General features: G+C 61.5%; 10 protein-coding genes. All 10 read right to left on the bottom strand.

Annotation, left to right across the window (positions count from 1 at the left end; translation table 11 throughout):
* Positions 1 to 240: 240 nt before the first annotated feature.
* The 10 genes from DXA43_RS04115 to recO all read right to left on the bottom strand — a co-directional run bounded on the left by DXA43_RS04115 (position 241) and on the right by recO (position 13,134).
* On the bottom strand, positions 241 to 771 hold the full coding sequence (locus tag DXA43_RS04115) for a CinA family protein (protein ID WP_117806326.1): 531 nt from the start codon (positions 769 to 771) through the stop codon (positions 241 to 243).
* 12 nt (positions 772 to 783) lie between these two features.
* On the bottom strand, positions 784 to 1,332 hold the full coding sequence (gene pgsA, locus DXA43_RS04110) for a CDP-diacylglycerol--glycerol-3-phosphate 3-phosphatidyltransferase (protein WP_231500751.1): 549 nt from the start codon (positions 1,330 to 1,332) through the stop codon (positions 784 to 786).
* Positions 1,333 to 1,431: 99 nt separating this feature from the next.
* A complete protein-coding gene (gene rimO, locus DXA43_RS04105; protein ID WP_117773514.1) occupies positions 1,432 to 2,781 on the bottom strand; it encodes a 30S ribosomal protein S12 methylthiotransferase RimO in 1,350 nt (449 codons plus the stop codon).
* A 27-nt stretch (positions 2,782 to 2,808) separates the two neighbouring features.
* On the bottom strand, positions 2,809 to 3,306 hold the full coding sequence (locus DXA43_RS04100; protein ID WP_022094699.1) for a YajQ family cyclic di-GMP-binding protein: 498 nt from the start codon (positions 3,304 to 3,306) through the stop codon (positions 2,809 to 2,811).
* A gap of 26 nt (positions 3,307 to 3,332) precedes the next feature.
* The gene (locus tag DXA43_RS04095) at positions 3,333 to 4,826 is read right to left on the bottom strand and encodes a RodZ family helix-turn-helix domain-containing protein (protein ID WP_089573380.1); all 1,494 of its coding nucleotides are present in this window, start codon (positions 4,824 to 4,826) and stop codon (positions 3,333 to 3,335) included.
* A complete protein-coding gene (locus DXA43_RS04090; RefSeq protein ID WP_233540012.1) occupies positions 4,826 to 7,606 on the bottom strand; it encodes a DNA translocase FtsK in 2,781 nt (926 codons plus the stop codon). The genes DXA43_RS04095 and DXA43_RS04090 overlap by 1 nt, the downstream gene beginning before the upstream one ends.
* 1 nt (position 7,607) lies before the next feature.
* Entirely contained in the window at positions 7,608 to 9,278 is a 1,671-nt protein-coding gene (locus tag DXA43_RS04085; protein WP_117654800.1) for a ribonuclease J, read from the bottom strand.
* Positions 9,279 to 9,570: 292 nt separating this feature from the next.
* Positions 9,571 to 11,817 (bottom strand): polyribonucleotide nucleotidyltransferase, encoded by a 2,247-nt coding sequence (locus tag DXA43_RS04080; protein ID WP_117639884.1) that lies wholly within the window; start codon positions 11,815 to 11,817, stop codon positions 9,571 to 9,573.
* 150 nt (positions 11,818 to 11,967) lie between these two features.
* The gene (gene rpsO, locus DXA43_RS04075; protein WP_099431792.1) at positions 11,968 to 12,246 is read right to left on the bottom strand and encodes a 30S ribosomal protein S15; all 279 of its coding nucleotides are present in this window, start codon (positions 12,244 to 12,246) and stop codon (positions 11,968 to 11,970) included.
* 138 nt (positions 12,247 to 12,384) lie between these two features.
* Positions 12,385 to 13,134: a DNA repair protein RecO gene (gene recO / locus DXA43_RS04070; protein ID WP_117806325.1), complete on the bottom strand. Its 750-nt coding sequence runs from the start codon at positions 13,132 to 13,134 to the stop codon at positions 12,385 to 12,387.
* Between the last annotated feature and the right edge of the window lie 11 nt (positions 13,135 to 13,145).

The raw sequence follows: 13,145 nt of genomic DNA, 5'->3' as shown, positions 1-13,145 counted from the left end.
ACAACCTGTATCGATAATAAACGAACGGCTGTTCGTGGTCAACCGTTCAGGCCAATCATATGCAGGCAGTCTTTCCAAAACCCAACCAAACGCCGACCAAACACTGACCAAATGCTTGACCACAAAGGGCCGAATAAGAACAAGGAAGGCAAGAATACACCTATAACCAGCGCAAACGCTAAATTCGTCAGGGGTCCCTATCTCCACAATTAAGGGGCCCTAAGGCCCCTGAAAACACGTCTATTCCATAGAGTTGAGCACAAGGGCAATGCGTCCCAATGCCTCCGCGACCGCATGGGCACGAACACACGAACGGTCGCCCTCATAGTGGCAGCGCACAGAGTCCACGACCGGCACTTCCCCATCAGCCGCGCGATACGCCCAGCCAATATAGAAAGTGCCAGCCGGATCGTCCTCAGTGCCGCCGCCGGGGCCGGCATAACCCGTTGCGCTCACTGCAATATCGCTCTGGTACAGCTCCAGCGAACCCGCCGCCATCTCGCGCGCGGTCTGATGCGACACCGCGGTATAGCGGTCGAGCGTCTCCTGATCAACGCCCAAAACGCGATGCTTGATCTCATCGCAGTAGGTCACCGCACCGCCACGCAGCACCGCCGAGGCGCCCGGGATATCGGCAATCGTCGAGGAGATCATACCTGCCGTCAGCGACTCAGCCGTCGAAACCGTCACGCCCCGAGCGCTCGCGCGCTCGACAATATCGCGCGCCAGCTCCTCGTTATGTGCGGAAATCTGCTCAAAAGAGTCCGTCATACCCACCAGGACCTAGACCGAAAAGACGATCTTGCGGCAGTTCCAGAAGTACTGGGCGCCCGAGATAACGGTCAGGACAACGGCAACGGCGTACAGGAAGCGCGACACCGAGTAGATGCCGAGCGTCAGCGCCAGCGGGCCAAGGTGCAAGCCGGCCATCGCAAAGACGCACAGGTAACCGCAGATGGAGACCATCGTGGTCGCCGTCTTGTACTTGCCAAGCTTATCGGCGGCAACGACCACGCCGGCGGCACTCGCGACCATGCGAAGGGCGCTCACCAGAAGCTCACGGAACAGGATAATGAACACGGACCACACGGTCACAGCGCCAAAATCCAAGAACAGCAGCAGAGCCGAGAACACCAGCAGCTTATCGGCGATGGGGTCCAAGAACTTACCGAAATCGGTAATCTCGTTGCGCGAGCGCGCCAGATAACCGTCGACCTTATCGGTGCACGACAGGATCACATACAGAATGAAGGCAGCGGCGGCGAGCGGGCCGTCGAAGGTGCTCCAATCTGTACCGGCAACACTCGTGTGAGAAAGCGCCGACACGATCATGAACACCGGGATAAAGACGATGCGCACACACGTCACGATGTTGGCGGGCGTCCAAACACTCGTCAGTTCCTTATTGCTCTCGTTTGCCACGATGCTCTCCTACTCCACAACATGGCCGATAAGCTCATAGCAGAAGCTATCGGTAAACTCGACCGTCAGAATATCGCCCACGGACGCCTCGCTGGCGTCCAAGTGCACCGCGCCATCGGAATCGGGCGCCTGGAACCAAGCGTGGCCGATCAGCTCGGCGCCGTCCTCGGTCTCCTCGATGCCGTCGACAATCACCTGGGCGCGCTCGCCCACATGTGCGGCGGTGGCGGCAAAACCGAGCGACTCGGCCAGGTCCATGGCCTCCTGGGCGCGCTCGAGCTTGACCTCCTCATCGACCTGACCCTCCATCTTAGCGGCCAGGCTGCCCTCCTCCTGCGAGTAGGCAAAGACGCTCGTGTAGTCAAAGCCGACGGTGTCCATAAAGTCGATAAGGTCGCGGAACTCATCGTCGGTCTCGGTCGGGAAGCCGACCATGGCCGTGGAACGGATCACAATGCCGGGGATACGCTCACGCAGATCACGGAACAGGTCCTCGAGCTCCTGGCGCGAACCAGAACGGCGCATAGCCTTGAGGATGCGCGCGTCGCAGTGCTGCACGGGGATATCGATATAAGGCAGTACCTCGGGCGTATCGCGAATCGTATCGATAAGCTCGTCGGTCATGCCCTCGGGCTGCAGGTAGAGCACGCGGACCCAGACGTTGTGCGGGCGCACGGCCTCGGCGACGGCATGCAGCAGCTGCGCCAGATTGCGCGGCGAGCCATCGGTGACGTCTTCGTCGGCAAAGTCGGTGCCCCAAATACCCGTGTCCTGGCCGATCAGCACGATCTCGCGCACACCGCCGGCAACCAGGTCGCGCACCTCGGAAATAATGCTCTCGGCATTGCGCGAGTGATAACGACCGCGGATATACGGGATCATGCAGAAGCTACAGAAGCGGTTGCAGCCATCGGAGATCTTGACGTAGGCGACAGCGCCCTCGACGGTGCGCTTGACCTGCGGAATATAGGCGGCAATCTCACGCTCGACACCCAGCACGCCATCGATGACCGTCACGATGCCATCCTCCTCGTCGGCCTTCACAAAGGCAGCGACCTCGGGCAGCTCGTCAGGCAGGTCGTCGCCATAGCGCGACGGCACACAGCCGCACATGACGATGGGACAAGAACGAACGCCGTCCTGAACCTCGTTGGCGAGCTCGAGCGTGGTCTCGATGCTCTCGGACGTTGCGGAGGCGAGGAACGAGCATGTATTGACGATGGCGATATCGGCATCCTGTGGGTCGAATGCCTCCTCGTAGCCCGCGGCGGTCAAAAGAGAACGCATGCGGTCGGTGTCAACCTCGTTCTTAGCGCACCCGAGGGTGATGTAGAGCACGGAGCCCAACGGTGTATCCATGTTGGAGAGCAGTCCTTTCGAATGATATTAGCGGTAGTTGGTGAACTGCAGCGGCTGGCCGTAGTCCTGGTCGCGCAGGAACTGGATCACGGTCTGCAACGCGTCCTTCGAAGCAGAGGAAACACGCAGCTTGTCGGCCTCGATAGTCACCTTGACCTTGAGCTTTTGGTCCTTGATGTCCTTGTTGATCTTCTTGGCGGTCGCCTGGTCGATACCCTCGACGATATGGCCGAGCACGCGAACGGTGCCGCCCGATGCCGCCTGCGGAGCATCCCACGAGACAGCCTTGAGGTCGATGCCGCGCTTGATGAGCTTGGAGCTCAGCACGTCGATAATCTGCTTGGAGACAAAGTCGGCCGGGGCGTTGATCGTAAAGAGCTTGTCGCCCTTCGAAAGCTCGATCGTGGCGCCGGAATCCTTCAGGTCATAGCGCTGGGAAATCTCGCGCGTGGTTTGCTGGAAGGCGTTGTCGACCTCTTGCATGTTGACCTCGGACACGACGTCGAAGCTGGAATCTTTAGCCATGATGTTTCCTTTCGCGTACGAGCGGCTTAGTAGCTATCGTACGAATAGTCGGTAGAATCGGTGGGCGTCTGGCCGTCAGTTGCGGTATCGGCGCCATCCGTGGACTGGGCATCGGTGCCGTCGGTGGTGTCGGCACCATCAGAACTTTCACCATTCTCGGAATCAGTCGTCTCCTTCTTGGGAACGGTGATCGTCACACGCGCCACGCCCGAGGTCTTGGTATCGTAACGGACCTTTTCGCCGTTCTTGGTAACGGTGACATCGGAAGGCTTGGACGTGGTGATCTCGATCGAGGACTCGGGCGTGTACTCCTGCTCAAAGGGGCCAGTCGCCTGGGCGCCATAGACCGACTTTCCGTCGACCTTGACCTCAATCCACGCGGTCTTTCCCTTGGCAACGGAGACCTTAACCTTTGTGACCTCGTTCTCTTCCTTCTTGGCCGTCGTCTTGGCGGCGTCCGAATCAGTCGACTCGTCAGTCGGCTCATCGGTGTCTTCGTCCTCGTCGACCGTTTCGGTCTTCTTAGAAGACTTCTTGGTCGTCGTCTTGGTAACAGCGGGCGTCTCGGGCGTGGTCTCGGGCGTCGAAGATGCGCAGCCGCGCAGAAGTACCACGATGAGCACGATCAGCAGCAACGCCACGGCACCGATGCCGGCGTAGACGATACGCGGATCGAGACCGTTGTTTTGAGGAGTACGGGAACCGCCGCGTCCACGACTGGAACTGCTGCGGCCGCCTCCCTGAGGCATACGACCACGATTGCTGTCGGAACGGCCGCGATAGCCACCCTGGCCCTGAAGGCTGCACTGACCCGAGCGGGGCGCAAGTTCACCGCGGCCTTGATAGCCACGCTGGCCCGCACGCGGAGCCGAAGAGCGCTGGCCATACGGCTGTGGTTGAGAGCGAAGACGCGGCGTCACCTGCGTGGTATCGGCGTCCGCATAGCCACTGCGAGAGCGTCCGGTGGAGATACCACGGTGACCGCGATCAGAATAGCCGCCGTCGCCGTAGCCGGCACGAGGGTCACGCGCCACGCCGCGGGCAGCGGGAAGCGCACGGTCCTCGGGCATCGGCGTACTGCGGAACCGGTCACGCTGCGAGCGAATCTCCTCGCCCGAACCCGTCTCGGTAATATAACCGGCCTGCTGAGGACGCTGTCCATAGCGGGTCGAACGACCGCCCTGAACCATCAGGAAGCGCCCGTTATCGACAGAGGAACGCGAATTGACATAGCCGGCGGCGTCCTGAAAACGACCGCCCCGCTGCGACGTCTCGCGCTCGTATGCCATCAGCTCGTCAAAGTAGGCATTGACGACCTCGCGTGGATTGAGGCCCAAAAAGCGAGCATAGCTCGAAATCATGCCCTGCGCATAGCCGCGCGGCGGCATCGAAGCAAAGTTACCGGTCTCGAAAAACTCGATGATCTGCGGCCTGATTTTGATGGTGTTGGCGACCTGCTGAATGGAAAGGCCCATTCGGCGACGCTGCTCGAGCAGCATGTCACCAAAGCGTGCAGCCATCAGAATCCTCCAAACTCACGATCTTCACGTGCCATCTCGGCGTCGACAGATTCCAGCGCGGCAAGCCCCTCCTCGTCCAACAGGACCTCGCGCGGCTTGGAACCGTCGGGCGGGCCGACGACACCCTTTTCTTCCAGCATGTCCATAATACGCCCGGCACGCGCATAGCCAACCTTCAGACGACGTTGCAGGCCAGATGTGGAGCCAAGCTGCGATTCCACCACAATATGGGCGGCTTCCCAAATGAGCGGATCATCGTCTTGCGGCTCGGCTACTCCGGTGCGGACAATGCCGCCGCCACCCGCCATGGACATGGAAGCGGGCGCCACGGCAGACAGGATCTCCTCGTGGTAGTCTGGCTCACTCTGCGACTTGACGAACTCGACAATCTCGTTGATCTCATCATCCGAGACAAAGCAGCCCTGGATACGGCGGGGCTTGCCCCAGTCGACCTTGGAGAACAACATGTCGCCCAAACCGGTGAGCTTCTCGGCGCCCATCTGGTCGATGATGACGCGCGAGTCGATGCCCGTGGCGACGTTAAAGGCGATGCGGTTGGTGATGTTGGCCTTGATGAGGCCCGTCACCACGTTGGAGCTGGGGCGCTGCGTGGCAACGATAAGATGAATACCGGCGGCACGGCCCAGCTGTGCAATACGCACGATCGAGGCCTCGACATCCTTACCGGCGACCATCATCAGGTCAGAGAGCTCGTCAATGATAATGACAAGGTAGGGCATCTTTTGCGGCGGATTGTCGTAATGCTCAAACTCGCCAGCAGCCTGCTTTTCGTTGTAGGTCGAGATCTTACGCACGTTGAGACGCTCGAAGACCTTCAGGCGACGCTCCATCTCGGACACAGCCCATTGCAGAGCGCTCGCGGCCTGCTTGGGCTCGGTCACCACGGGCACATAGAGATGCGGCAGACCGTTATAGCCCGCAAGCTCGACGCGCTTGGGGTCGACCATGATCAGGCGAACGTCCTCGGGAAGGGCGCGCATGAGCAATGTCGTGATGATGGAATTGATCATCACCGACTTACCAGAACCGGTCGTACCGGCAATCAACAGGTGAGGCATCTTGGCGAGGTCGGCGACAACCGGCGTGCCCTCGGCGTCGCGGCCGATGGCGAGCTCGAGCGGACCGCCCTTCACATAGGGCAGTACGTCGCCCAGATTGACGTTCTGGCGCTTGCGGTTGGGAATCTCGATGCCCACGAGCGAGGTGCCGGGGATCGGGGCAAAGATACGCACCGACTGGGCAGCGAGCGAAAGCGCGATATCGTCCTCGAGGCTCGAAATTTTGCTCACACGCTCGCCCTCACCGGGCTGCAGTTTAAAGGTCGTCACCGTGGGGCCGGCGATCCAGCCGACCACGCGGGCACTGCGGCCAAACTCAAGCAAGGTGGATTGCAGTGACTCAGCGGTCTGCTCCAGCTCCTTGTCCGAAGACGCGGCGGAAGCCGACTGCGGGTTGGCATGCAGGATTTCGAGCGGCGGAAGCTTGAGGCCGTCCTCTTCTTCGCCCTCGGCGTCAGTTGCGGTGTCGCTCGCTCCCCCATTGTCAGCCGCAGCAGGAGCGGCAGAGGCCGTAGAGGTTGAGGCGTCAGCGACCTTGGGGTGCTTCAGGAAGTCGGGGATCTGGGGGGCGGCCGAGACGGGATTCACGGCAAACGGCGGCTCGGACTCGTCAACCTTGTCCGGATCGTCCTCCATCGAAAGCTGTCCAGTGACCTGACCGCGCTTGGCGTGGCGACGCGGCAGCAAGGTTGTCTTGGCGGTCTCGAGCGGAGCCTCGTCGTCCTCGTCGTCACCCTCGGTGAGCTCAATCTCGCTATCGGACCAAGACGGGTCGGGCTCGCTTGTGTTGAGCTTGGGCGCAGCCTTGCCCTTCTTGGCATGGCGGCGCGGCAGCAGCGTGGTCTTGGCGCGCTCGGCTTCAACCGACTCGGATACGTCGACAAATGGGTCATCGTCCTCGTCGTCATCCAAAACCGGGTCGACATCGCCACCCATGACCGTGGTCACCGCGGCGTCAGTCCCCTTCTGGCGCAGAATGCTCAGGTGCGGACGAGCGACGCCGGGAACAGACAGGGCCTCTTCATCGCCCCACGGGCTCGCATTGACATCGGCACGTCGACGCTCGGCAAAATCGGCAGCGCGATCGCGTGCGGAGCGCAAAACGCCACCCACCGAAAAGCCGATAATGACCAAACCAACGACGACAAGCCCCAGCAAGACAACCATGGCGATAGGTTTACCCAGGGCGTTTTGCAAGGCACTTGCGATAAAGGCGCCAATGTAGCCGCCCGACACGGAAAGGTTCTGCGGCGTAAACATAAGGTCGCACGAATCGCTCGTGCCCGGCACCATCAGCGAAAGAATGGAGACGACGGCGATAAAGACCAAGGCGCCGCCCGCAACAGAGCGCACGTTGAGCGGCGAGTCCTCACCCAAAAAGAGCGTGGCGGCAAACAGCAAGATGACGATCGGCAGCACGTAGGCGCCCAGACCAAAGCCCAGGTGGTAGAAACCGGCAACCGCAGCCGTCACGGGCGCTGTTGCCGGAGAGATCACGGCAATGAAGGACGCGATCGCCAAAACGGCGATGACCACACCGGCGATATCGCGATTGGCCGAAGGCTCGACCAAGGGCTCAAACTCATCGAACTCGGACTCGTGGCCCTTATTGGCACGCAGATGGGAACCGGCACCCTTAGCAGATGCCGGTTGGTTATTGGCCTTATTGCCTTTGGCGTTTTGTGCAGATCCGCGCGCCAAACTAAACCTCCATGACGACCGGGATGATCATCGGACGGGTGCGCGTACGGCTCCAGATAAAGTTAGAGAGCGAATCGCGCACGGCCTTGCGAATGGCATCGGAACCGCTGCTGGTAAAGCTGAACTTACCCTTCTCGATCGTCTTCATAATGGACGCGGAGGCATCCTCGGAGAACTGGTCGTCGATGGCAAACGAGACGCCGCGGCCCGAGAACTCGATGGCCTCGATCTTCTTATGTTTGAGGGAGACGATGGCAACGGCCGTGACCATACCGTCGTTGGCGAGCTTCTGGCGATCGCGCAGGACGATGGGGTCGGTATCGCCGATACGCAGGCCGTCGACGTAAACGACACCGGACTCGACGGGCGTACCGCGCTTGACGATACCACCGCGCATCTCGAGCGTGTCGCCGTTATCGAGGATAAAGATATGATCGTCCTTGATGCCCATCTTGCGGGCCAGCTGGGCATGGGCGCGCAGATGCACGGCCTCACCGTGAACCGGCATAAAATACGTGGGCTTGGCCATGGCCATCAGGAGCTTGAGCTCCTCCTGGCTACCGTGACCCGAGACGTGGACGAGAGCGCGGTTCTTATCCCACACGTCGCAGCCGAGCTTGGCCAGGCTGTTGACGACCTGCTGGACGGCCTTCTCGTTGCCAGGAACGGGAGTTGCCGAGAGGATAACGGTATCGCCCTCGTGGATGGAGAGCGTCTTGTGCTCGCCATTGGCCATGCGGGACAGGGCCGACAGCGGCTCGCCCTGCGAACCAGTGCACATGACGACGATCTTGTCGTCAGGCAGGTTATCGATATCGAAGGCATCGATGATATCGGCATCATCGATGTTGAGATAACCGAGCTCGCGCGCCACGCGGGTGTTCGTGAGCATGGAGCGACCGGTCACAACGACCTTACGGCCGCACTTGCGGGCGGCATCGCAGATCTGCTGCAAACGATGGATGTGGCTCGAGAACGATGCGACGAACACGCGACCCGGGGCGTTCTTGATGGCGTGCAGCAGGTTGGGACCAACCTCGGCCTCGGACTTGGTAAAGCCGGGAACCGTGGCATTGGTGGAGTCGGAAAGCAGCAGGTCGATGCCCTGCTTGGCAAAGCGGCTGATAGCGGCATAGTCGGGCGTGACGCCATCGATGGGCGTCTGGTCGAGCTTAAAGTCGCCGGTGTGCATAACGGTGCCCTGATTGGTGCGGATGAACACGCCCAGAGCGCCGGGGATGGAGTGCGTCATCGAGAAGAAGTCGAGCGAGATGCCGCCGAGGTTGACATGGCTGCCGCCCTTGACCTCGCGGAACTTAGGCGCGCGGATGCGGAACTCGGAGAGCTTGCCCTCGATAAAACCGAGCGTCAGCTTGCTCGAGAAGATGGGCACCTTGTTGTTGAGGTCCTGCAGCAGGTACGGAAGCGAACCGGTGTGGTCCTCGTGGCCGTGAGTGACGATGATACCGCGGAGCTTCTCCTCGTTCTCCAGAACATAGGTGTAGTCGGGAAGCACCAGGTCGATACCGGGCTGGGAGTCATCCGGGAACATAAGACCGGCGTCGACGAGCACCATGTCGTCGCCGCACTCGAAGACCGTCATGTTCTTGCCGATGCCGTCAAGGCCGCCGAGCGGAATGATCTTCAAAGGAGATGATTTTTTAGCTGCCATAGGTAAGTGTGGTTTCCTTTCTTCGAAACGGGTCTGGAACAACCGACGGGGCGCTTCTGGCAAACCGACCGCCGGGAACATACAAACATGCATCGCAGAGTCGATGCAATAACCACAGTATGATACCCATTTGCCCACCAACAGACCACCCATGCATCAAAGCCCCATCCAAACCGGTCTATCCCGCCGGTTTCCCGTAGAGCAGGAAACTTCATATGCGGCCCTCCCGGGCGCAAGCAAAAGGGCGACCCCTGTCCGGAGTCGCCCTTGCGGTGCTGGTTATGTACGGCTGTTACTCGGCGTCGTGGTGACGGCGGGGCTTGCGGCCTCCGTTGTCGCCGGGACGGCGCGGACGGTCACTGCGCTCGGAGCGCTCGCGACGCGGACGCTCACGGCGCTGGAAGTGCTCGCCGTCGCCCTCGGAGGCACCCTCGGCGCGTGCCGGGGCCTCGGGCTTATCCAGACGATCGAGCGAGATCTTACCGCGATCGTCGACCTCGATGACGACGACCTTGACCTCGTCGCCCACGTTGAGGACGTCCTCGACCTTCTCCACGCGGCCCTTGGCGACGCGGGAGATGTGAAGCAGGCCGTCCTTACCGGGCAGCAGGTTCACGAAGGCGCCGAAGGGCTGGATGGAGACCACGCGACCGGTGTACTCCTCGCCCGGCTCAGGAACCTTGATGATGAGCTTGATGCGCTCGACGGCCTGATCGACGGACTCGCCAGTGCCGCCGACAAAGACGGTGCCGTCCTCCTGGATGTCGACCGAAGCGCCGGTCTCATCCTGGATGCCGCGGATGACCTTACCACCAGAACCGATAACGTCGCGGATCTTGTCGGTCGGAACCTGGATGGAGACGATGCGCGGAGCGGTGCTGCGCGTGGTGTGGCGCGGCTCGGGGATCACATCGAGCATCTTCTGCAGGATGAAGGCGCGACCCTCCTTGGCCTGCTGCAGGGCGCGGGCCAAGATGTCGAAGGTAAGACCGGTGGCCTTGTTGTCCATCTGCAGGGCGGTGATGCCCTCGGTGGTGCCGGTGACCTTAAAGTCCATGTCGCCCAGGAAGTCCTCGAGACCCTGGATATCGGACAGGACCACGGTCTTGCCCTCCTCCTGGATCAGGCCCATGGCGATACCGGAGACCGGGCGCTTAATAGGCACGCCGCCGTCCATAAGGGCGAGCGTGGAGCCGCAGGTCGAAGCCATCGAAGAGGAGCCGTTGGACTCCATGACCTCGGAGACCACGCGAATAGCGTAGGGGAACTCGTTCTCGTCGGGGAGCACCGGGAGCAGGGCGCGCTCGGCCAGGTTGCCGTGGCCGATCTCGCGGCGCTTGGGGCTGCCCATGCGGCCAGTCTCGCCGGTGCAGAACGGCGGGAAGTTGTAGTGGTGCATATAGCGCTTGCCCTCGGTGGGCTCGATGGTATCCAGACGCTGACCCTCGTTGAGCATACCGAGCGACAGGACGGAAAGCACCTGGGTCTGGCCACGCTGGAACAGACCGGAGCCGTGAACGAGCGGCAGGTAGTTATCCTTCACCATGATGGGGCGAATCTCATCGGCGGCACGGCCGTCGACGCGCTCGCCGGTCTCGACGACCATGGTGCGCATAGCCTTCTTCTCGAGCTTCTTGAGCGCCACGGGGATCTCGCGCTCCCAAGCGGCCTGCTCCTCCTCGGTGAACTCGGCACGGATGGACTCCTTCAGAGCCTCGACCTTACCGATACGGGAGAGCTTGTCGGCATCGCGAAGGGCGGCGGCCATCTCGTCGTAGTGGGCGAAGATGCGCTCCTGGACCTCCTCGACGGGCTGGTCGAGCGGGTACTCCTTCTTGACGATGGCGCCATTGACCTGCTCCCACTCGGCAACGAACTCGTCCTGGGCCTGGCAGAAGGCGGCAAGGGCCTCCTGGCCAAACTTCATGGCGGCGAGCATGTCGTCCTCGGAGATCTCCTCGGCGCCGGCCTCGACCATCGAGATGAAGTCGGCAGAGCCGCCCAGCTCCAGGTCCAGGTCGGAGTTCTCGCGCTCCTCGTAGGTGGGGTTGACGATAAACTCGCCGGTCTCCACGTTACGGCCGATGCGCACGCAGGCAAGCGGGCCCTCGAAGGGCACGCCGCCGAGCGTCATGGCCAGGGAGGCACCCATGACGTTGATGACGTCAAAGGGGTTGACCTGGTCGGCGACGAGCGAGGTAGCGACGATGTGTACCTCGTTGCGGAAGCCGTCCGGGAAGCTCGGGCGAATCGGACGGTCGATCATGCGCGCGGTGAGCGTGGCCTTCTCACTGGGACGGCCCTCACGCTTGAGGTAGCCACCCGGGATGCGGCCGGCGGCGTACATCTTCTCGTTGAAGTCGACGGTCAGCGGGAAGAAGTCGTAGTTCTTGCGCTCCTTGGAGACGACCACGGTGTCGAGCATCGTGGTGTCGCCCTGCTTGACCAGGCAGGCGCCGGTGGCCTGCTTGGCAAGCTCGCCCGACTCAAAGGTGTAGGTCTTGCCGTACAGCTCAAAGGTCTTGGATACGAGTGTCATTGTTCTCCTTTACCCCGCAGACCCCTTGCCTGCGGGCTTCTCATGTGACGCGGGCCCCCTGCCCCCGCCACGCTTCAGAGCGCGATTGTTCACGCCCTTACACAAAAAGAGCGCCCCGCTGCGCAGGACGCTCTTAGCATGTACAAATCCTTACTGGATGTTGTCGCGGATGCCCAGAGCCTTAATGAGCTCACGGTACTCGACGATGTCGTTCTTCTTGATGTAGGAGAGAAGACGACGACGACGGCCGACGAGCATGAGCAGGCCACGACGGGTGTGGAAGTCCTTCTGGTGGGACTTCATGTGCTCGGTCAGCTCCTTGATGCGCTCGGTCAGGATGGCGACCTGAACCTTGGGGTTGCCGGTGTCGACCGGGGTGTTACCGAACTGGGCAGTCAGCTCCGCCTTGCGCTCTTTGGAAACAGTCATTGTTTCACCTTTCGCTTCTTGTCGCCCGCGGGCGACGCTATTCGCCTCGGACTGGGAAGCCGCCGGTGGAGCGAGCATCCAAGGTCGAGGTACCAACAGGTCGGTATGTTACCACAAGCAGCCCGTGCCTGCGCATCATCACCGACCCAACATGAATTCCATCGCACGGAGGCGCTGATCGGTGTGCGTCGCAGCCCACACATGCGAAAGCCCGAGCAAGAACGCCGCCGTATGCGTGTCGATCCTCTCGGCCATAAGCGCATCGAAGGTCATGGACATGAGGGCGCGCAGCCATGCGACCTCACCGGTCGACACCAGCTCGGCACCGGGCACGCTCGACGCGCACGACCCGCACATGAGGCCGCCCGCCTGGGGCGAAAAATACGACAGCATCGGGTCTCCGCACAGCACGCATGCCGAAAAATCGGGTCGGTAGCCAACGTGCGACAGCAATTTAAAGACAAAGGCCGCCACGAGCAGGTCCATATGTGCCGCGTCGAGCCCGCTGCCCACCAGGGCAAGCGCCCGCTGCGTGATGGCAAAGGTAAACGGATCCTCGGCGTCCTCGAACGAGCACACGCGCGCGACCTCGGCGATCGCGCTTGCGGAGCATGTCATCTCGTAATCGGGCGCGGCGCCGAGCGGCGCCTCCATAAGCTCGGCCTGGGAAACCACGTCGAGCGACCGTCCATGCGCAAGCAGCAGATCAACGGTACAGAACATCTCGCAGCGCGCAGCCAGGCGTCCGCCGGGTTTGCGGGCGCCCTTTGCCACGGCACGAACCTGCCGACCCCGCTCGTCAAGCATCGTCAGGATCAGGTCCGTCTCTTTGAGCTTCGTCTTATCGAGCACGAGCACTTTCGTGCGATATGTACGAGAACCTGCCATACGCGCCGCGT

Source organism: Collinsella sp. OF02-10, from assembly GCF_003463445.1.
Taxonomy (GTDB): Bacteria; Actinomycetota; Coriobacteriia; order Coriobacteriales; family Coriobacteriaceae; genus Collinsella.
This window is presented reverse-complemented; position numbering and strand designations above follow the sequence as displayed.

Excerpts from the sequence above, each read along its gene's own strand:
- DXA43_RS04080 (WP_117639884.1), bottom strand. The coding sequence starts at position 11,817 with ATGACACTCGTATCCAAGACCTTTGAGCTGTACGGCAAGACCTACACC.
- DXA43_RS04115 (WP_117806326.1), bottom strand. The coding sequence starts at position 771 with ATGACGGACTCTTTTGAGCAGATTTCCGCACATAACGAGGAGCTGGCG.
- DXA43_RS04095 (WP_089573380.1), bottom strand. The coding sequence starts at position 4,826 with ATGGCTGCACGCTTTGGTGACATGCTGCTCGAGCAGCGTCGCCGAATG.
- DXA43_RS04085 (WP_117654800.1), bottom strand. The coding sequence starts at position 9,278 with ATGGCAGCTAAAAAATCATCTCCTTTGAAGATCATTCCGCTCGGCGGC.
- DXA43_RS04100 (WP_022094699.1), bottom strand. The coding sequence starts at position 3,306 with ATGGCTAAAGATTCCAGCTTCGACGTCGTGTCCGAGGTCAACATGCAA.
- rimO (WP_117773514.1), bottom strand. The coding sequence starts at position 2,781 with ATGGATACACCGTTGGGCTCCGTGCTCTACATCACCCTCGGGTGCGCT.
- recO (WP_117806325.1), bottom strand. The coding sequence starts at position 13,134 with ATGGCAGGTTCTCGTACATATCGCACGAAAGTGCTCGTGCTCGATAAG.
- rpsO (WP_099431792.1), bottom strand. The coding sequence starts at position 12,246 with ATGACTGTTTCCAAAGAGCGCAAGGCGGAGCTGACTGCCCAGTTCGGT.
- pgsA (WP_231500751.1), bottom strand. The coding sequence starts at position 1,332 with ATGATCGTGTCGGCGCTTTCTCACACGAGTGTTGCCGGTACAGATTGG.